Consider the following 18,789-nt stretch of genomic DNA (forward strand, 5'->3'; position numbering starts at 1 on the left):
CAAAATAAATTTAAAAAACCTTCCAAAATTTTGGAAGGTTTTTTTATTTTTGATGTATGAATGTAGAACAGTTTTACCCTTTATTTTTAAGATCCGAAAAGGCAGTTATTGACAGCAGAAAAATAGGAACTAATGATATTTTCTTTGCTTTTTCAGGAGAAAATTTCAATGCGGCAACTTTTGCTGAGAAAGCCATTGATGAGGGAGCTTTAGCAGTTATTGTAGAGCAAAAAGATTTTGAAAACGAAGAAAGAAATATTTTCTATGTTCCGTCAACGCTGGATTTTTTACAAAAGCTGGCAATTTACCATAGAAATCAACTGCAGATTCCAATTATTGGCCTTACAGGAAGTAACGGGAAAACGACTACAAAAGAAATAATTCACGCAGTTCTATCAGAAAAATTCAATGTTCAGTATACTTTTGGAAATCTGAATAACCATATTGGAGTTCCATTAACCATTCTGTCTATTAAGTCAGAACATGAAATGGCGGTAATTGAAATGGGAGCTAATCATCAAAAGGAGATTGAGCTTCTTTGTTCTATATCTCAACCGAATTTTGGATATATTACTAATTTTGGAAAAGCGCATTTAGAAGGTTTTGGGGGCTTTGAAGGAGTGATTAAAGGAAAATCAGAATTGTATGATTATCTTAAAAATCACAATGAAACCATTGTTGTCAATGAAAATGATCCTATTCAGGTTGAAAAAACGGAGAACTATTCACCTAAAATTACTTTTGGAAAAGAAAATTCCGATTATCAGTTTAGATTATTTTCTGAAGAGCATTTTGTAGGGGTGATTTATAACAATCAAAAAGCTGTTTCAAAGCTGACAGGAGAATACAACTTTACCAATCTTTGTGCAGCAGCAAGTTTAGGATTTCACTTTGGTATTGATTTCATGCAAATTAAAAATGCAATTGAAAACTATACTCCCACCAATATGCGTTCTCAGGTTGTTAAAAAAGAAGGGAGAACTCTGGTATTGGATACCTACAATGCCAATCCGAGTTCAATGATAGCTTCTCTGCATAACTTTATTACTTTTGAAGGTTCAAAAACCATCATTATCGGTGATATGTTGGAACTGGGAGAGGAGAGTGAAAAAGAACATCAGACTATTCTTAATTTAGCTCAGGAACTAGGATTTAATGAAATTATTACAGTAGGGAAAAACTTCAAGAAGATCAATACATCTGTAAGCTCTTTTGAAAATACTTCAGAATTGATTGAATATTTAAAATCACATAAAATTCAGTCCGAAAATATCCTGTTAAAAGGTTCAAGAGGAGTTGCATTAGAAAAATCGATTGATTTTATTTAGGATAACATTTCTATATAAAGTAACAGATATTAAAAAAGTTCACATAAGAAAAAAACTTATGTGAACTTTTTTATTTGGTAATAGCTGTTTATTAAGCTTTTGTGCTCCAAAACTCTTTTATAATCAATTTGATATTTTTAAAAGTACTTGGGAAAACTTCCTCTTCGATCTGAGAGGTATTTTTCCAGGCTACTTCAGTGATTCCTTCCTCTATTTGAGGTTTGGAAGTATCTTCACCTTTGAAGTTCATTTCAAACCAATGGGTGCACTTCAGTACTTTGTCGCCATTTCTTTCGATATAAATATGATAAGTAGTATTGATGAACCGTACTAATTCTACATCTTTCAAGCCTGTTTCTTCTTCAATTTCGCGTACCGCAGATTCCTCACGGGATTCTCCTTTTTCCATTTTGCCTTTCGGAAGATCCCATTTTCCAAGTCTTTTGATAAACAGAACTTTTCCATCAGGATTGTTCACAATTCCTCCGGCAGCTTCAATAATTCTGAAAAGACCCTGAAACTCTGCCCATATTTCCTCAATGTTTTCTCCATAAACATTCAATTCTTTAATAGAAGTATTTTCCAGAAGATCAAGTGCGATCTCCAATGTTGTGACGTTTTCATACCCAAGCATTTTTTCCAGGTTTTCAGATTGTTTGGATAGCAATAATTTTTTTTCGTTCACAAAAACTTTATACATTTGTAATAATTAAGAATTTAAATACAAAAATAAAAAATGAATTTAGAAGGACGAAAGATTATTGTCAATAAATCATCTAAAGAGTTGGTAGAACTCCTAAAATCTCCGGAAAATTATAAAGATTTTATGCCGGATGGTCTTCAAAAGTTTGAAACTAGAGAAGACGGATTTAAATTCGGGTTGCAAGGAATGCCGGAAATCGCTTTAAAAATTGATGAAGTTACCGATCAGAAAGCAGTTTTAAAGTCTGCAAGTTCTAGTTTAGATTTTGCATTGACGGCTACTATAAATCCAATCAACGAAAATCAGACAGAAGTACAGATGTTATTTGAAGGGAAATTCAATCCATTTATCAAAATGATGGTAGAAAAACCTCTTCAGAACTTTATCAATACTTTGACAGATAAGATCGAAGCTTACAAGTAAAAAATAGAAAACCTTCAGCAATGAAGGTTTTTTTATGCGAAAATTCCGGAACTGTGATCGTGAGAGCTGCCTGTTGCAGATGAAAGAACATTGATCTCATGATTAAGCTTTAAAATGCCCATAAAAGCAAAGATTAAAGCTTCTTTGTATTCTATCAGTTCCTTTTTAGGAATAATAATTTCAGTGCTGGTTTTATTCTTTATTTTTTCAATTAAATACAGATTGAAAGTTCCGCCTCCGGTGCACAAAACATTTTTTAATTGATTTTCATTAAAAACATTAGAAATTTGCTGTGCTACGTGTTCTGTAAAAGTAGCTAAGATATCAGTTGTTTCAATACTTTCGAATAATGGGAAAATATGTTCATTACACCATTCAATTCCTAACGATTTTGGATGGGGTCTTTGATAAAACTCTAATGAATTAAGCTGAACTAATAATTCATCGTTGATTTTTCCTGCTTTGGCCAAATCTCCGTTTTCATCGAAATTTTTATTGAATTGCTGAGCTAATTTATTTAAAACAATATTTACCGGAGCAATATCAAAAGCTATCCTTTTATTATTAATACTTAAAGAGATATTGGAAAATCCGCCTAGATTTAAGCAAGCATCATATTGAGAGAACAATAATTCATCGCCGATCGGAACAAGTGGAGCACCGTTTCCTCTCAGTAAAACATCCTGACTTCTGAAATCATATATTACAGGTAATCCGGTTTCTATTTTAATAGCTCTTCCGTCTCCAATTTGTAAAGTGAATTTCTTTTGCGGCTGGTGGAAAACAGTATGACCGTGTGAAGCAATTAAATCTATATTTTCAATCTGATGTTTTTCAATAAAATTTTTTACTGTTTTACCCAGATAAAAACCATATTCCGAATTGAGTTCTAACAATTCTTCAGGAGAAAGCTCTATTGAATTTTTAAGCTGATATTCCAGTGTTTTGGAATAAGAAATCGTTTCAGCTTTTATGATTTCAAAGTTCCATGAATTTTGCTTTTCAAACTTTGCAAAACAAATATCCAGACCATCCAGACTGGTTCCTGACATTAATCCAATCGCTTGAAAAATCATAAGAGAAGTTTATTTTTGATTTTCGGATAGTTTTTTAGAATTGATATCTCCTGAACTGTTAAAGAAGGTATATTCTGAAAAATCATCTTTGGCAGTCATTCCGTTTGCTCCAATTAAGGTAGATCCGTCTTCCATCGTTACAAAAACTGTATCTCGGGTATAGATTCTGTTCTTCTTTTGATCCCAATAGATACTTTGCATGGCGAACCTCTGTCCTTCATTGGTTGTGATTCTTACGTTTCCTTTAGCTTCGTAGAATTTTTTATATTCAAAAATACGGGCATATTTAGCCGTGATCTTTCCCGGTGTTTTTGGTTTTTTCTTATCAAAAAACTGGATGTCGATCCCTTTTCTGGCTACAATATAAGGGCTGTCTATCAATTCGTATTTTTCAATGATAGGAGCCTTTGCTTTTAGAGTAACAAATCCGGAGTCTCTTTGTATAATATTGGCATTATTGATGATCTGTGAAGGAAAGTTTTTGTTTTTATTGTCATTTCCTTTTGTAAGATCTTCTTCACAGGAAGTTATAATAAAAAATATAGCACAACTAAGAAGATATGCTATATTTTTAAATTTTATTTTTGAAGTCAAACTCATTTTTTAGTTATACAATGATTTTCTAAACCATTTATCCGCAAAATTAAAGCCTATTTTGAAATTGATATAATTCTGATTAATTAAGTTGTCTTTAAGGGTTCCTCTTTTTCCTAGTTCTACACCTACTTCAAGACCGCTCATTCTTGTAATACTGCTGTTTTTGAATGGAAGCAATACACCGGCAGAGATACCAAATTTGTTGATGCTGTTTCCGTTCGGATCAAGTTCTCCCTGTCCATTTATAGAAAGGTTTCCTTTCTCATAGAATGCTCCATATCTATAAACAACTCTTGAAAAATAATTTCTGAAGTTGTTGTAATTTGGTAAATACCATCCTCCGACAGAAACTCTATAAGAATCCTGGAACTGTCTTGTTTGTCCAAAATACAAAGTTTCTTCTCCTTTTTTATAATCAACCTGTGCAGAAGTAAACCATTGATTTTCACTTCCGTATCCTACTCCCACAGAAGCTTGTAAAGGCAACAGGTTTTTAGAGTTTGATTGCTTTTGTTCGATAATAGTTTCGTAGCTTTTAGTCTCCATAGAAGCATCTGTATAAAAATAAGTACTATTTTTATAGCTAGTGGTCATATTACTTGTATTTCCAAAAGTGGCAGTTGCTCCAATGGTTAGCTTCTTATCTGTACTTGTGTTCAGATGTTGGTAATTTGCACCTAAAGTAAAGTTGAAATTTCTGACATTGGTTGTCGTTTCATAACCGTTGTATAATTCTGCATTAGAAGCAGAAAATTCATCCAGATCAGAAAGATTACCGAAATAATAATTGGCTCTTAAACCTAATGAGAATTCCTGAGCAACTTTATAAGCCAAAGCAATCTGGGCCGTATTTAAAGTACCACTTCCTTTAAAGTGATTGGCATAGGTCGCAGTTGTTCCATCTGATAAAGTTTGGGTAGTAGTATTGATAATATCATAGCTTTTTGAGCTGTACGGCTGATAAGACAATCCCATTTTTACTTTAGAAGACAAAGGAAATGCTAAAGAGATATTAGACAGATACGTAGAATGTTTGTTAGACTTTGTACTGTTGTAATCAGTTTTAAAATAATTGTTTTCGTTAGTTGCTTCAAGTTTAATACTTGTAAGTTCAAGATTAGCGTTATTCGCAGGGTTTGCGAAATTGAAGCTGCTGGTGAAATCGCTTACATATGCTGTTGATATACCTCCCATAGAGGCAGTTTCAATCGTATTATCATATTTTACATCTCCAATTCCATAAGTCGCATAGGGTGAGTTTCCTAGATTCTGCGCCTGTAAGAAGTATCCGACCGATATGAATGATAGTACAAAGATTTTTTTCATTCTATATTTTTAAAACAATGCGCAAATATCTTAAATATTAATGAATTGTAAAAATTATAAGAGGTTAAAGTTTGTTAAGGGCGATGAGTAGTGCTAATCAGGGGAATTATAAGACTGTAATTCACTTTCAAGTCAATTATTTCAATTTTTTTTAAAAATAAAATTGATCATTGGTGGTTGACTTTTACCATGTATAATATACATTGGAAAATTAAAAATTCTTTATATTTGAACCATGAATTGGGAGAACATTGCCGGACAAGGAAATCTGAAAAAACTTCTTAGAGACAGTATTGCTGAAAACAGAGTAAGCCACGCCCAGCTTTTCGTAGGAAAAGAAGGATATGGTACGTTGCCAATGGTTTTAGCATACGCAAAAGAAGTTTTGAGCCGGGAAAATGAACACGCGGCTTCAAAAGTGGAGCATCTGAATCATCTCGATTTACATTTCAGTTTCCCCGTTTTTACGGATAACAAAAATTCTTTAAGCAAGAATAAATTTGAAGAATTCCGTGAAATGATTCTTGCTTCTCCTTATTCAAGCTATGATGACTGGACTGCTTTTCTGGAGTCTGAAAATAAACAGTTGTTTATCTCTGCAGATGAAGTAGACGACCAAAATCAAAAATTTTCCCTTAAAAGCTTTGAAGGCGGAACAAAAATTTTGATTGTTTGGAGAGCCGATAAAATGAATATCGCTGCCTCCAATAAATTTCTGAAATTTTTAGAAGAACCTCCTGCAAAAACAATTATTTTACTCACAGCAGAATCTTCCAATGATATTCTTCCTACCATTCTTTCAAGAACACAAATTGTTGAAGTTCCAAGAATTAATGATGAAGATATTCAGGAATATTTTAAAACTAATTTCAATGTTTCTGATGAAAAAGTAAAAGAGATCGTTCATGAAGCTCAGGGAGATTTGAATGATGCTTTAAAGCTTTTAAAATCGGAAAATAAGAATGAAGAGTTTGAAAAACTTTTTGTACAATGGGTTCGTGATGCTTTTATGGTAAAAAAGAAGCCCGAATTTTTGAAAAGCATTATTATATGGGCAAGAGAAATTGCCGGTTGGAACCGTGAAAAGCAAAAGAACTTTTTAAATTACTGTTCAGAGATTTTCAGGCTGGCCTTGCTGCAGAATTATCAATCCGAGGATCTGGTTTATAAAAAGATCGATGCAAACGGTTTTAACTGGAAAGGATTTTCAAAATTCATCAGTGGAGCAAATATTGAAAGCATCTTGGAAGAAATCAATACTGCAGATCTGCATCTTACCCGAAACGGAAATCCTAAAATTGTCTGGACCGATTTAGGGATAAAATTATCAAGATATATCCATAAGAATTCATAAAATAGTCTTCTTAATGCAAGAAATTGGAGAAAATTTTACTCTAAAATTGCGAACAAATACAAAATCTATTATCTTTATTTAAATTTTAGATAATCTCCATATTGTTGATTATCAGTATTTTAATTTTCTTATTATTAAGAAAAAATTAAATTTAAATTAAAAATCAATCAATCGTTTGATTTGTAAGAAATCAGTTGTACATTTGCACCCTGAAAATAGAACATAGAAATGTTATCAAAAGAAGAAAATATATTGTTTGCTGCCGAAAAACTTTTTGCAGAGTTGGGCTTTGAAGGAACTTCAACCCGCGAGATTGCAAAAACAGCCAATGTAAATATCTCTATGATTTCCTATTATTTTGGTTCAAAAGAAAAGCTTTATGAAAAATTAGTTGAATACAGGATGAATGAAGGACAATTCTTTTCTAAGGATATCCTTGAAAGAACCGATATCAACGAATGGGAAAAAATAGAAAAGATTGTCGACCAGTTTTCAGATAAAGTAAGACATCAGAAATGTTTCTACAGAATCATGCAGCGTGAGCAGCTTCACACAAAGAATCCTCAGATGGTAGAGTTTCTGAAGCAAACGAAAATGGGATTCATTGCGATGTATTCTAAAATTCTGGAAAGCGGATTAGAAAAAGGAATTTTTACAAAAAATCCACCCATCTATCTTTTACATTCTACCGTAAGCGGAACTTTATTTTATGCATCCAATGCAAAAGAAATGTATAAAGAATTCCTGAATGATACTGAAGATGAAGAGGTTTTCGATAAAAAATACTACACAGAACTTAATAAACATATTAAATATTTACTAAAAGACCTTTTAGGTTATGAAGAAAATAAATAACTCAGTCCTTGCATTAGCTCTATTCGTAGGGTTTGCAAACGCAAATGCTCAGGAGAAAAAAACACTTACTCTTGATGAAGCTGTGCAATTGGGAATCCAGAACAGTAAAAATCTGAAGATTGATGCTGCAAAGATTGAAGAAGCTACAGCAGACCTTTTGGAAGCGAAAAACAAACAATTACCGGAACTGAAGGTTTCAGGAAGCTATATGTATCTTCCGAATAAACCGAATGTGAATATCAAACTTCCGGGATTGTCTTCAGAAGGAGGAAGCAGCAGTCCGGAAGTACATCAGGTTCTTTACGGATCAGCTAACCTTAGCGTTCCTATCTACAGCGGAGGAAGAATAAAATACGGAATCCAGTCTGCAAAGTATTTGGTAGAGGCTTCAAAACTAACGACTGAAAACGACAAAACAGCGATTGCTTATAACGTTGCTCAGGCTTACAATAATTTATTTAAAGCCAATCAGTCCATTAAAGTTTTAGAAGAAAACCTTACGGCTTCTCAAAAAAGAGATGAAACTTTTCTTAAACTTGAAAATAATGGAGTTATCGCAAGAAACGACCGTTTAAAGGCAAATCTTCAGACTTCAAATATCGAGTTGCAATTGTTGGAAGCCAGAAATAACTACAATATTGCCAACATCAATATGGATTTATTATTAGGTCTTCCTGAAACGACAGAAATTGAAGTAGACCAAAACTATATTGAGGAAGGAGAGGAAGTAAAACCTGTTGACTTTTATGTAAATACTGCTAAAGAAAACCGTAAAGATCTTCAGGCTTTAGACAAGCAAAGACAGGCCGCAGCTTTGGGAACGAAAGCGGCAAAAGCGGAAAATCTTCCTTCACTTGCATTTACAGGAGGATATGTGGCAGCAGATATTCCTAAGTTTTTAACAATTTATAATGCGGTAAACGTTGGAGTTGGGCTTTCTTACAATCTTTCAAATATCTGGAAAGAAAATTCTGCATATAAGCAATCCAGAGCCAGAGAAATGCAGTTGTCTGCAACTAACGAATTGTTGAATGACAATATTAAGCTTGATGTAAACAGAGAATATCAGAATACAGATTACTCTAAAAAGAGAATTCTTGTTTTCGAAAAATCTGCGGAACAGGCTAATGAAAACTACAGAATCACAAAAAATAAATATGACAACGGTCTTGCTACCATGACAGAATTATTGGATGCAGATGCCGCTCAGATTGAGGCAAATGTTGGGGTAATCAATGCAAAAGCAGACGCTGCGTTGGCATACAGAAAACTATTACAAACTACAGGAACTTTAACAATTAAATAATTAAGAACTATACCAACAATGGAAAATAATAATACACAAGCGACTGAACCTAAAAAGAAAAAGAGTTTAGTTTTCCCAATAATTTTGGCGGTTGTTTTAATCGGAGGGGGAACCTACGGTTATAGAACGTATTCTTACGGGCAAGTTCACGAAGAAACTGATGATGCTCAAATTGCTTCAAACTTAGCACCTGTAATTTCTAAAATTTCAGGATATGTAACTGAAGTTAAAGTAAAAGATAACCAATTGGTTAAAAAAGGAGATACATTGGTTATTTTAGATAACAGAGATCAGAAAATGGCTCTTGAACAGGCTCAGGCAGCTTTGACAACTGCTAAGAGTAATATTTCAAATGCAGAAGCTACGACTACTGCAACCTCTAAAAACATTAATACTTCAGAAGCGGCGGTAACGACGGCAAATGCACAGATCGAAGCAGCTAAAGTAAATGTTTGGAAAACCGGTCAGGATTTAAAAAGATACTCAGTATTGGTAAAAGATCACTCAATCACTGAACAGCAATATGAGCAAGCTTTAGCAGCAAAACAATCTGCTGACAGACAATTACAGGTTTTAATCGACCAGAGAAATCAGATTGCACAACAAACAAATGTGGCATCTTCTCAAACAGCTGCAAGCTCTCAACAAATCAGTGTTGCGGGCTCCGTAGCAAAACAAAGAGAAGTTGATGTAGAAAATGCAAAATTAAACTTATCATATACTGTAATTGTGGCTCCTGAAGACGGATACGTTGGAAAAGTTCCTATTCAGGCAGGACAGTATTTACAGGCAGGTTCTCAGTTATTTGCTTTAGTTAAAAACGACCAGAAATGGGTAGTGGCAAATTTCAAAGAAACTCAGGTAGATAAAATGGTAGAAGGTCAGAAAGTGAAAATTGAAATCGATGCTTTCCCTGATAAAGAATTTGAAGGAGTAGTAAGTTCATTCTCTCCTGCAACAGGTGCTACGTTCTCTATTCTGCCTCCGGATAACGCAAGTGGTAACTTCGTAAAAGTGGTGCAGAGACTTCCTGTAAAAATCGACTTTGTAAATCTTGATAAGGATATTGCAAAAAGATTGAGAACAGGAATGAACGTGAAAGCAGAAGTTTCTTTGAAGGAGAAAGCAGAAGTTTCGTTGAAATAATATATAAGTGAATTGTCAATTTTGCGGAGGCAGGTCAATGATGAACATGAAATGAAGACGGAAATTGAGATGAAGTTAAGATAGGTTTTATAAGGAGAGGTCAGTTATGCAGCGTGAAATGAAGTAGTAAAATTGACAACAAAGTAGACTGACCATTGACAATTCACTTTTTTACATCGTAAAAATAACTATGCAAGATTCATTAGTAGAATACGGTGCCCGAAGAGTAATCATTACGATTACAGCGATTCTTTGTGCACTACTTGAAATTGTGGACTCCACGATTGTAAACGTTGCCCTGAACGAAATGAAGGGTAACCTGGGAGCTACACTTTCTGAAGTAGGTTGGGTAATTACGGCTTATGCTATAGGTAACGTAATTATTGTACCGATGACAAGCTGGCTTTCTCAGCAGTTCGGGCGAAGAAATTATTTCGCTGCTTCCATTGTCATATTTACCATATTTTCATTCCTATGCGGAAACGCGACGAATATTTGGGAATTGGTATTTTTCAGATTGATGCAGGGAATCGGAGGGGGAGCTCTCCTAGTAACTTCTCAAACGATCATTACGGAATCTTATCCGATTGAAAAAAGAAGTATGGCTCAGGCGATTTATGGTTTAGGGGTAATTATTGGCCCTACCTTAGGTCCGCCTCTTGGAGGATATATCGTTGATAATTTCAGCTGGCCATATATTTTCTATATCAATATTCCTATCGGGATTGCAGCGACGTTAATGACGCTTCAGTTTGTAAAAAGTCCGAAATACGCTGAAAAACGAAAAGCTTCAGATGTCGACTGGCTGGGAATTGCTTTATTGGCTATTACTGTTGGATCACTACAGTATATTCTGGAAAGAGGTCATGAAGAAGACTGGTTTGCAAGTGGATGGATTGTACTGTTTACCGCATCGGCAGTTTTAGGATTTATTTTATTCCTCTGGAGGGAGCTTACGTTCAAATATCCGATTGTGGAATTAAGAGTATTGAAGAACAGCAATCTGAGGATCGGTACCATCATGTCCTTTGTATTAGGATTCGGTTTATACGGTTCTACCTTTATCGTTCCGCTGTATACACAGAGTATTTTGGGATGGACAGCACTTCAGTCAGGAGCTTTGATGATTCCGGCAGCTTTAACTACTGCTTTCATGATGCCGATTATTGGTAGGTTACTGTCAAAAGGTGCCAAACAGCAGATTCTTGTTTCCTTAGGATTATTCATATTCTTTGTATACAGTTTCTGGGGGTATAAAATCCTTACCCCCGATACCAGTAAAGACGCTTTCTTCTGGATGCTGATTGTAAGAGGAGCAGGTTTAGGACTTTTATTCATACCAATTACTTCACTATCATTAAGTACGTTGAAAGGTCAGGAAATTGGTCAGGGAGCGGCTTTCACCGGGATGATGAGACAGCTTGGAGGATCTTTCGGGATTGCAGCCATTACCACTTTTATTGCCAATGCGAGTCAGAAATACAGGGTAAATTTGATTACCCATTTAGACTCAACAGATTTTAATGTGCAACAGCGATTAAAAGGGTTAGAAGCAGGCTTTATAGCGAAAGGGATGACTCCAGATGCGGCAATGAATGCGGCGTATAAAATGCTTGATTTATCCGTAACCAAACAGGCAACGGTATTATCTTATATGGATGTTTTCCTTTATTTAGGAGTGATATTCCTGATCTGTATTCCGTTTATCCTTTTCATTAAAGAAAGAAAAAGTAAAGAAAAAATAGATTTGAGTGGTGTACACTAAACCCTATTTTACATAAATAAAAAAACCTCTGAAAATTTCAGAGGTTTTTTTTGTTATCACTAATTGGTTTTATCTAGATAGTAAGAAGCTGATTATTTAAATTTTATTGCCATACTATCATTTGTTTTTTCAATTTGTTTATAAATTTTGCTCAATTGCTCATTATTTATTTCAGGAGTCGCTTTTTTATTTGAATGTGCTTCTTGTGAAATCAGCGTATTGAAATCATACTTAGTAAAATCATCTTTCGTATAAAAAGTCTTAAAAATACCTCCGGTTTCCGAAGAGATCTGTTTAAGCTGGGTACTGTCTATTTCTACTTTGACTTTTGAGAATACAAAATTTCCATTAAGATCCATTTGAGTAGGAGCCATTACAAAATCTTTCGATGTAAAGAGTATCGTGTTAACTCTTATATTGTTTTTTACAGCATCCTGAATGGGAATATCCAATGGGTACGATTTTATATTTTCCTTTCCGTCGGTAAAAAGGATCATAGATTTATGATCAAATGCACTGCTTAAAGAAAAAATACCATTTAATAAAGGATTGGAAAAATTGGTTCCGGGTCTTAATTTTAACATTCCTAAACTAAGTTTATTGACGGCAGACAATAACTGATTTTTATCCTTGGTCAGTGGACAAAGAATGTATGAATTACCAGAATAAATAACAATTGAAAAAGCTTGATTTTCTTTTTTATGATCAATAATATTTTTCAAGACCTCTTTCATTACCGTTATTCTGTCTGGCGCAAAATCTCTAGATACCATACTTATTGAGTTGTCGATTAAGATAGCAATGTTCTGCAGAGGTTGCTCTTTTTTTGTTTCGGGTGCTTTAGCTTTATTACAGTTGATCAATAAAAAAGCAAGGAGTAAAAAATAATAGTTAAAATTGTTCTTCATTATATTGATGTTTCCAATCTCCGAAAATAATTATTTTTTCTGGATAAATACTTGTCGACCCTTATCTTGCCCTTATAATATAAAATTTAACCAAAATATGTAAATGGGTAAATAATCGGTTATCTTTGACTCTTTTTTTAAACAATAAAAAATTGAATTTCACTTGAAGAATCTGAAATATTATTTAGCTGCCATTTTTGCCTTTGCTACGTGGGGAACTTTTAGCTTAGTTTTAAGACCGTTACATGCTTACGCTTCGCTGGATATTCTGTTTTACAGAGTTTTTAGTTGTGCTATTATTATGACTTTGGTGACAATACTTTTCAGACGGTTGAAACTGAAGGATAATTTAAAATATTTTAAAGATCTTGATAAAAAGAATAAGCAGAAAATAATAGGATTAAATATTCTGAGCAGTATTCTGCTTACCGCAAATTGGTTTTCCTTTATTTATGTTATGAATCATGTGAGTGTACGAGCGACTTCGGTGGCTTATCTTGTGTGTCCGATTATTACTACCATTCTTGCGTTTTTTATTTTGCGGGAAAAACTGACCAGACTACAATGGCTATCCGTTTTTCTGAGCGGAGTAGGATGTGTTTTATTATCCTATTCCAACCTATTGGATATGTTGTACAGCAGTATTATTGGCTCTACTTATGCGTGTTATTTGATTACTCAAAGCGTAAATTCAAAGTTTGATAAATTTCTGATTCTGAACTTTCATATGATTTTGGCAGCCCTCATTTTATTGCCATTCTTTCCAACATATTCAGGGCCGGTTCCTACTGATTTCAAATTCTATCTCTATGTGGAAATCATTGCCGTCATGTACACTATTGTGCCGTTGCTTCTAAATTTATATGCAATGTCCGGAATTGCTTCTTCAAAAGTAGGCATGATTCTCAATATCAATCCGATTATTGCATTTATCCTGGCGGGAGCAGTTTACCATGAAGCACTCCAGGAAATGCAGATTGTAGCCTATTCAATCATATTTCTGGCGGTGGTTGTTTTTAATGCAAAAGAAATTTTCAGATTGCAAAAGGAAGCAGCGGTTTAGATACTGTTGCCTTTTGTTTATTGATTAAAATAAAAACCAAAGCAGTACACTTCTGCTTTGGTTTATTTTTGACCTTTTAAGATGGATTTTAATTAATCTTAGCTTTCCATTCAATACCACTAATGTCTATCAGTTTTAATGAATAGACTTTCTCTTTATTGGCAGTCAGATCATTAATGTTAATTTTTATATCAGCTTTAGAACCTAAAGGAATAATTAAGCTGTGCTTTCCAGATTTTACTTTAGCCACATAATGATTTTTGATATTCTCCTTAGGAAATTCTGAAAGCTCCTTAAGATTGAATTCCTTTAAAATATTTCCATGCTGATCTAGGAGATGAATCCCTATAAGAAATGATCCGTAAACATCCACACCTTCTGTACGATGAAGGGTAAAGTACAGATCGGAATTCCGCAACAAAGCATTGGTAATTTCAAGTTTAGGCTTTACGGATTTGTTGTGTAATGTTCCCCAAACGCCACCATGAAAATATTGATTCGTAAAAAGAGTCATTCCAAAAATAACGATAGACCCCATTAACACCAGAGGTCTAAGATTGGAAATCGGAAGAACACCTGAATTGAACCACTGAAACCATTTTTTGTGAGTGAAATGAAAGTTATGTTGTAACAAATAATGATCGACAGAATAAAAACTGCTTCCTGTCAGAAAAAGAGTAAAACCTCCTGCAATTCCCAGAACACCTATCTGCCATTCATCAAGACAGGTCGTTCCGATCCATCCGGATCCAAGCAAAATTCCTAGGGCAAGACTAAAGACACCGATGCTCATCAGTCGGGTAAATATTCCTAACATGATGAAGAGACCAACGATTGCCTCAATGATCGTAAAAGCCATCATAGAACGCTGTAATGTATCAGGATGGGTGACAAGATATTCGATAACAGGCTTAATGCCTAATGCATTGGGAAGAAAATGATTGAACTTTTCCCCAACATAGCCTGCTTCGTCAGGAATTAATTTGTTTTCAAGCACAAGCCTGCGCCAAAAGGCAGAAAAATAGGTCCAGCCAATGACAAGACGGAGCGATAGTGTAAATAAACCAGCGGCATAATAGCTCTGGTTTTTTGTATAATGATTCATGAAAGTATACTTGTTTAATAATTTGAATTAAAATTGATTTGAGAATCCTCTTAAATCAGGTCTAACCTCAATTGTTTAAACAAAATATATTTCGGAGGGCTGTTTCCGGTGGTGGTTTTTGAATACTTTGAAAGTATTTTTTCCTCTCTTTGATTTTTTAAATACAGAGTAAAGCTCAAAACAAAATCTGCTTTTCTCGCATTTATATCTGCTTTAGAAACTAATGTTTTGGAGGTGTTTTGAAAAGAAGTATCACACTGGGCAGTTGAGGTAACCGTTGTTTTCACTTTATTTAAAGTTCCCGGATACTGAATGTCAAAAATATTGAGCAAATCTCTTTTTACACTGCATGGTGATAGTGAAAACGTCAGAAGCAACAGGATAGTGATTGCTTTATAAAAACCAATATGTGATTTAGGGTGAGACATTGTTACAAAACTAATCTTTTATTTTAATCTAATACAGGCTTCAAAATAAATTTAAGATGGAGAATGGACTGCTGACAAACAGTTGTCAGGAGTTACTACTATCTTTACAGTATAAAATGTAATCAAAACAAAAATGAGTTATTGCTTAGTAATCGATGGGATGCAGCCTGAAAGCAGAAGAGAGCTTCACAAAAATTACCATGATAACCATTATGGATTTCCGATTCATGATGATAACGAACTGTTCGGAAGGCTGATTATGGAAATCAATCAGGCGGGATTGAGCTGGGAAACGATTCTTAAAAAAGAAGAAAGTTTCAGAAAGGCATACAGCAACTTTGAGATCGATAAAATAGCCCATTATACAGAAGCAGACCGTGAAAGACTTTTGAATGATCCCGGAATTATCAGAAATAAATTAAAAGTAAATGCAGCCATTGAAAATGCAAAAACGATTCTCGGTCTACAGAAAGAATTCGGCTCTTTTGAAAAATGGCTGGAACATCATCATCCGAAAACATTACAGGAATGGATGAAGCTTTTTAAGAAAACCTTTAAATTCACAGGAGGTGAAATTGTGAATGAATTCCTGATGAGCATTGGCTATCTTAAAGGTTCACACGCAGAAAGCTGCCCGGTTTATCACAAAGTTTTGCAGCAGAATCCTAAGTGGTTTACAGAATAGATTAAAATTTTCACAGAATTCATTTCGGAGAAATGAATTCTGTTTGCAATAGAAAAATCACACCCGGGCGAATGTGATGCCCCAATATTTTTTAGCTTTATTTTCATTTTAAACTTCTCACCGATACATCAGGTTTTTCACCCTGAGGAACAATGAAAATAGCATCATCACTGATCGTATCTCCCGAATCAAAATAATAACTTCCGGTCACAGGAATTATACTGTTGGTGAATTTTCCCGATTTATCATAAGCCGAATACGTGACATTAATGATTTGTGCTTTCATTTTCAGTTGAATTTTCTTTGAAGTAAGCTTGGCTCCGGTTGCATTGATGCAGTCCAGTTCTACAATACCGATGTTGCTTACAATTTGAGGATAAGATGTAAGTCTGATATTATAAGATTTTTCCGAAGTATTTTTTACCGTTGCAGATACTTTATAGCGGTCAAAAGGCTTTCCGCCCACTTCAATGCTTTCTTTGTTTAAAATATTAAAAACAACGCTCATTCCATTGAGATCAACAGCTTGTCCGTCTGATATTTTTTGAGCTTTAAGGGAGGTTACCAAACCTATTGCGATAAAAAATAAAAATGATAAAATTGAAGTTTTCATAGATGTTATATTTGGTGTTACTAAATTTAAGAAAAATGATCAAATTTATATGGGGAAGTTTGATAAAATATGCTTAGTTATTAATTCATCTTTTATTCTTAATAATTCGTCTTTGTTGTTTAAATTGACCTCGATTAAGCTTTCTAAGCAATTGTTTTTTTCTAAAATCAACTTCTCTGAATATAAAGGGTAATCATCCAGCCAAATGAAATCTGAATTAAAATCAATACCTTCTGTTTTTAAAGTTTCCCAATTTGTTGGCTTTACTTTTTTTAAAATATTGATCATATTTTCATTATAGTAATAGCTTAGATATTTAATTGTAGGATTTATATCTCCTTTACAGTGTGTTGTCAACCAGTAACAATCAAAGTTTTCAATTACAAAATTGATGAAATCTTCAATGTTTTCAGCAGGTTGGGTGTGTTTTGATGTTAAAGTTACACCATCAATATCTAAGTATATTTTTTTATTCATATTCAGGTTCAAATTTTCAATTATTCATAAATTTACCCAACAGTCGGCGTATCTTCTTCCTTCAAAATCTTTTTCTCTTTCATAGACAGCATCATTCTTTCGTACTTGTATTTTTCCCAATCAAACTGATGAAGAAAATCCAGCGCAGCCTGGAAACCACGGTTGAAGAGTTCTTCTTTCTCCTCTTTTTTCATGAAGAAATTCAGCCAGTTGCTTGTGCCGCAGTTTACAGTTTGAATACTGAACAGATGGTAAAAAGTATGCTTGGTAAGGAATGTTTTATCATTGAAACCTTTCAGGGTACTGATGATATTTCCTGCAAAAGAAAGGGGAGACTTCAACACTTCTTGACTTGTTTTTCCTTTTTCTGAAAGAATATCAGAATCGCTGGTTAGCTGAACTCCAAATAAAGGGACTCTCGGATAAAAAATATCGGCAGAATGGAAAAGGTCGATCGGGAAATTCGAAATACTTCCGCCATCAATGAAAACTCCTGCAGGATTGATGTCTTCCGGTTTGGTATTCATCCAGTATCTCCATGCGTATTTTACAGAATCATCATTTGTATTGATGTGCTTTTGTACAGGTTCAAAAAAGAAAGGAACCGACATTGAGGCACGGACAAATTCAGCAGGACTGATGTGTTTCAGTTCTTCTTCCGACCAATATAAGTTTGCCATTGTAGGCAGTTCCACTTTGATTTTGGCATTAATATCGGTGGTAATAACAATGTATTCTGATTTTAATAAATAGAAAGGATCTTTTTTATAATACTCATTATTTACAGTGCTTTCATAGAAGATTTTATAACGGATTTCATCAATGTGTTCCTGATTTTTTATCCGGATGTTTTCAATACCTTTCAATGCATTGGTATAATATTCCATGTCATTTCCGTACCGGTAATTAAGATTGAGGTCTTTCCCGGATTTTACAAACTTTTCATTCAAGGAAGCGACGGTTTTTATTCCGAACCCTTCTAAAACCTGTGTCATTTGATTTAAAAAAGTATTTCCCGGATTCAGCCCTGAATTGGCTTTTTTCAGGTCATTATAAAGCTTTCTGATATAGAAAAATGCAATAATGACCGGAATGATCGGAATCAAAAAAAGCAGCTTTGCCCGTAACGTCGTTTCTGAAGGAGTTGCAAAAGGAATGATCAGAAGAATAAGCATGGTAACAGCAGCCAGAATAACGTTAATTTTAATAAAATTCTTATTATTCAAAAGAGAATGGATGGTGGTTTTTACATAGGTTTTTCCATCCATGAAATCTGCAAAATTCCAGTTGAAAAGGATATCTTTTATAATCTCACTTTTGGCTTCTTCTTTGGTTTTGCAGGCTGCAATAAGCATTGTGTTGATCGCTCCTGCACTGGTTCCTGCAATTTTCAGAAAACGGATTCCGAAAATTTCAAGACCATACAGATAACCTACCAGTGCACTTCCCCAAACTCCGCCTCCTTCCTGTACAAATTCCACATATTGATTTCCGTTGGCATCTAAAAGATCAGAAAATTCTTTGGTAGATATATTTTCATGCAAAGCTTTCAGTTTTTCTTGGGATGCCGGCGAAAGAATATTTTCTTCAAGAATAGTGTTCAGGATATCAGTTTTCATAGTTTTAGTTTG

The 18,789-nt window shown here is 34.2% G+C and carries 19 protein-coding genes; 9 read left to right on the top strand and 10 right to left on the bottom strand.

Annotated elements, in window-relative coordinates; all coding sequences use genetic code 11:
- Window positions 1–56: 56 nt before the first annotated feature.
- Window positions 57–1,328, top strand: a complete 1,272-nt coding sequence (locus JI747_RS10810) for a UDP-N-acetylmuramoyl-tripeptide--D-alanyl-D-alanine ligase (protein ID WP_225688551.1) — start codon at window positions 57–59, stop codon at window positions 1,326–1,328.
- Window positions 1,329–1,419: 91 nt separating this feature from the next.
- Here JI747_RS10810 and JI747_RS10815 read toward each other — a convergent pair whose 3' ends face one another.
- The gene (locus tag JI747_RS10815; RefSeq protein WP_225688553.1) at window positions 1,420–2,028 is read right to left on the bottom strand and encodes an NUDIX hydrolase; all 609 of its coding nucleotides are present in this window, start codon (window positions 2,026–2,028) and stop codon (window positions 1,420–1,422) included.
- A 36-nt stretch (window positions 2,029–2,064) separates the two neighbouring features.
- Between JI747_RS10815 and JI747_RS10820 the strand changes: the two genes are divergently transcribed.
- Window positions 2,065–2,454, top strand: a complete 390-nt coding sequence (locus JI747_RS10820; protein ID WP_039367445.1) for a hypothetical protein — start codon at window positions 2,065–2,067, stop codon at window positions 2,452–2,454.
- A 32-nt stretch (window positions 2,455–2,486) separates the two neighbouring features.
- Here JI747_RS10820 and JI747_RS10825 read toward each other — a convergent pair whose 3' ends face one another.
- The 3 genes from JI747_RS10825 to JI747_RS10835 are packed head-to-tail and all read right to left on the bottom strand — an operon-like array spanning window position 2,487 to window position 5,453.
- A complete protein-coding gene (locus JI747_RS10825) occupies window positions 2,487–3,530 on the bottom strand; it encodes an anhydro-N-acetylmuramic acid kinase (RefSeq protein ID WP_225688554.1) in 1,044 nt (347 codons plus the stop codon).
- A 9-nt stretch (window positions 3,531–3,539) separates the two neighbouring features.
- Window positions 3,540–4,130 carry an LPS export ABC transporter periplasmic protein LptC gene (lptC, locus tag JI747_RS10830; RefSeq protein ID WP_225688555.1) on the bottom strand — a complete coding sequence of 197 codons (591 nt, stop codon included), beginning with the start codon at window positions 4,128–4,130 and terminating at the stop codon, window positions 3,540–3,542.
- A 3-nt stretch (window positions 4,131–4,133) separates the two neighbouring features.
- A complete protein-coding gene (locus JI747_RS10835; protein ID WP_225688557.1) occupies window positions 4,134–5,453 on the bottom strand; it encodes a hypothetical protein in 1,320 nt (439 codons plus the stop codon).
- Window positions 5,454–5,688: 235 nt separating this feature from the next.
- On the opposite strand from JI747_RS10835, the gene JI747_RS10840 reads away from it, so the two are divergent.
- The 5 genes from JI747_RS10840 (at window position 5,689) to JI747_RS10860 (ending at window position 11,879) form a co-directional block, all read left to right on the top strand.
- On the top strand, window positions 5,689–6,807 hold the full coding sequence (locus tag JI747_RS10840) for a DNA polymerase III subunit (RefSeq protein WP_225688567.1): 1,119 nt from the start codon (window positions 5,689–5,691) through the stop codon (window positions 6,805–6,807).
- Window positions 6,808–7,035: 228 nt separating this feature from the next.
- On the top strand, window positions 7,036–7,662 hold the full coding sequence (locus JI747_RS10845; protein WP_225688569.1) for a TetR/AcrR family transcriptional regulator: 627 nt from the start codon (window positions 7,036–7,038) through the stop codon (window positions 7,660–7,662).
- Window positions 7,646–8,968, top strand: a complete 1,323-nt coding sequence (locus JI747_RS10850; protein WP_225688571.1) for a TolC family protein — start codon at window positions 7,646–7,648, stop codon at window positions 8,966–8,968. Before JI747_RS10845 ends, JI747_RS10850 begins: the two co-directional genes overlap by 17 nt.
- Before the next feature lie 18 nt (window positions 8,969–8,986).
- Window positions 8,987–10,114, top strand: coding sequence for an HlyD family secretion protein (locus JI747_RS10855; protein ID WP_225688573.1), 1,128 nt, complete (start codon window positions 8,987–8,989; stop codon window positions 10,112–10,114).
- Between the two features lie 190 nt (window positions 10,115–10,304).
- Entirely contained in the window at window positions 10,305–11,879 is a 1,575-nt protein-coding gene (locus JI747_RS10860) for a DHA2 family efflux MFS transporter permease subunit (RefSeq protein WP_225688575.1), read from the top strand.
- Window positions 11,880–11,971: 92 nt separating this feature from the next.
- Here JI747_RS10860 and JI747_RS10865 read toward each other — a convergent pair whose 3' ends face one another.
- Window positions 11,972–12,787, bottom strand: coding sequence for a vWA domain-containing protein (locus JI747_RS10865; RefSeq protein WP_225688577.1), 816 nt, complete (start codon window positions 12,785–12,787; stop codon window positions 11,972–11,974).
- Between the two features lie 163 nt (window positions 12,788–12,950).
- On the opposite strand from JI747_RS10865, the gene JI747_RS10870 reads away from it, so the two are divergent.
- Window positions 12,951–13,850 (top strand): EamA family transporter, encoded by a 900-nt coding sequence (locus JI747_RS10870; protein WP_225688579.1) that lies wholly within the window; start codon window positions 12,951–12,953, stop codon window positions 13,848–13,850.
- A gap of 88 nt (window positions 13,851–13,938) precedes the next feature.
- On the opposite strand, the gene JI747_RS10875 is transcribed toward JI747_RS10870, so the two are convergent.
- Together JI747_RS10875 and JI747_RS10880 are read right to left on the bottom strand one after the other, a co-directional pair.
- Window positions 13,939–14,955, bottom strand: coding sequence for a TQO small subunit DoxD (locus JI747_RS10875; protein WP_225688581.1), 1,017 nt, complete (start codon window positions 14,953–14,955; stop codon window positions 13,939–13,941).
- Window positions 14,956–15,005: 50 nt separating this feature from the next.
- A complete protein-coding gene (locus JI747_RS10880) occupies window positions 15,006–15,383 on the bottom strand; it encodes a hypothetical protein (protein ID WP_225688583.1) in 378 nt (125 codons plus the stop codon).
- A gap of 133 nt (window positions 15,384–15,516) precedes the next feature.
- Here JI747_RS10880 and JI747_RS10885 point away from each other — a divergent pair, with 133 nt between their 5' ends.
- Window positions 15,517–16,068: a DNA-3-methyladenine glycosylase I gene (locus tag JI747_RS10885; protein WP_225688584.1), complete on the top strand. Its 552-nt coding sequence runs from the start codon at window positions 15,517–15,519 to the stop codon at window positions 16,066–16,068.
- Between the two features lie 103 nt (window positions 16,069–16,171).
- Here the strand turns inward: JI747_RS10885 and JI747_RS10890 are convergent, their stop codons facing one another.
- From JI747_RS10890 to JI747_RS10900, 3 genes are read right to left on the bottom strand one after another with little or no spacing between them, the layout of a single operon-like run.
- Window positions 16,172–16,681, bottom strand: coding sequence for an LptA/OstA family protein (locus tag JI747_RS10890; protein WP_225688585.1), 510 nt, complete (start codon window positions 16,679–16,681; stop codon window positions 16,172–16,174).
- Between the two features lie 45 nt (window positions 16,682–16,726).
- Complete coding sequence (locus JI747_RS10895) at window positions 16,727–17,158, bottom strand: hypothetical protein (RefSeq protein ID WP_225688586.1); 432 nt, start codon at window positions 17,156–17,158, stop codon at window positions 16,727–16,729.
- 32 nt (window positions 17,159–17,190) lie between these two features.
- Complete coding sequence (locus JI747_RS10900) at window positions 17,191–18,777, bottom strand: patatin-like phospholipase family protein (protein ID WP_225688587.1); 1,587 nt, start codon at window positions 18,775–18,777, stop codon at window positions 17,191–17,193.
- Window positions 18,778–18,789: the final 12 nt, after the last annotated feature.

The organism is Chryseobacterium tagetis, from assembly GCF_016735585.2.
Taxonomy (GTDB): Bacteria; Bacteroidota; Bacteroidia; order Flavobacteriales; family Weeksellaceae; genus Chryseobacterium; species Chryseobacterium tagetis.

Coding starts and splice junctions, on each gene's coding strand:
- JI747_RS10860 (WP_225688575.1), top strand. CDS start 10,305: ATGCAAGATTCATTAGTAGAATACGGTGCCCGAAGAGTAATCATTACG.
- JI747_RS10815 (WP_225688553.1), bottom strand. CDS start 2,028: ATGTATAAAGTTTTTGTGAACGAAAAAAAATTATTGCTATCCAAACAA.
- JI747_RS10890 (WP_225688585.1), bottom strand. CDS start 16,681: ATGAAAACTTCAATTTTATCATTTTTATTTTTTATCGCAATAGGTTTG.
- JI747_RS10810 (WP_225688551.1), top strand. CDS start 57: ATGAATGTAGAACAGTTTTACCCTTTATTTTTAAGATCCGAAAAGGCA.
- JI747_RS10865 (WP_225688577.1), bottom strand. CDS start 12,787: ATGAAGAACAATTTTAACTATTATTTTTTACTCCTTGCTTTTTTATTG.
- JI747_RS10855 (WP_225688573.1), top strand. CDS start 8,987: ATGGAAAATAATAATACACAAGCGACTGAACCTAAAAAGAAAAAGAGT.
- JI747_RS10825 (WP_225688554.1), bottom strand. CDS start 3,530: ATGATTTTTCAAGCGATTGGATTAATGTCAGGAACCAGTCTGGATGGT.
- JI747_RS10840 (WP_225688567.1), top strand. CDS start 5,689: ATGAATTGGGAGAACATTGCCGGACAAGGAAATCTGAAAAAACTTCTT.
- JI747_RS10880 (WP_225688583.1), bottom strand. CDS start 15,383: ATGTCTCACCCTAAATCACATATTGGTTTTTATAAAGCAATCACTATC.
- JI747_RS10835 (WP_225688557.1), bottom strand. CDS start 5,453: ATGAAAAAAATCTTTGTACTATCATTCATATCGGTCGGATACTTCTTA.
- JI747_RS10875 (WP_225688581.1), bottom strand. CDS start 14,955: ATGAATCATTATACAAAAAACCAGAGCTATTATGCCGCTGGTTTATTT.
- JI747_RS10850 (WP_225688571.1), top strand. CDS start 7,646: ATGAAGAAAATAAATAACTCAGTCCTTGCATTAGCTCTATTCGTAGGG.
- lptC (WP_225688555.1), bottom strand. CDS start 4,130: ATGAGTTTGACTTCAAAAATAAAATTTAAAAATATAGCATATCTTCTT.
- JI747_RS10895 (WP_225688586.1), bottom strand. CDS start 17,158: ATGAATAAAAAAATATACTTAGATATTGATGGTGTAACTTTAACATCA.
- JI747_RS10885 (WP_225688584.1), top strand. CDS start 15,517: ATGAGTTATTGCTTAGTAATCGATGGGATGCAGCCTGAAAGCAGAAGA.
- JI747_RS10820 (WP_039367445.1), top strand. CDS start 2,065: ATGAATTTAGAAGGACGAAAGATTATTGTCAATAAATCATCTAAAGAG.
- JI747_RS10845 (WP_225688569.1), top strand. CDS start 7,036: ATGTTATCAAAAGAAGAAAATATATTGTTTGCTGCCGAAAAACTTTTT.
- JI747_RS10900 (WP_225688587.1), bottom strand. CDS start 18,777: ATGAAAACTGATATCCTGAACACTATTCTTGAAGAAAATATTCTTTCG.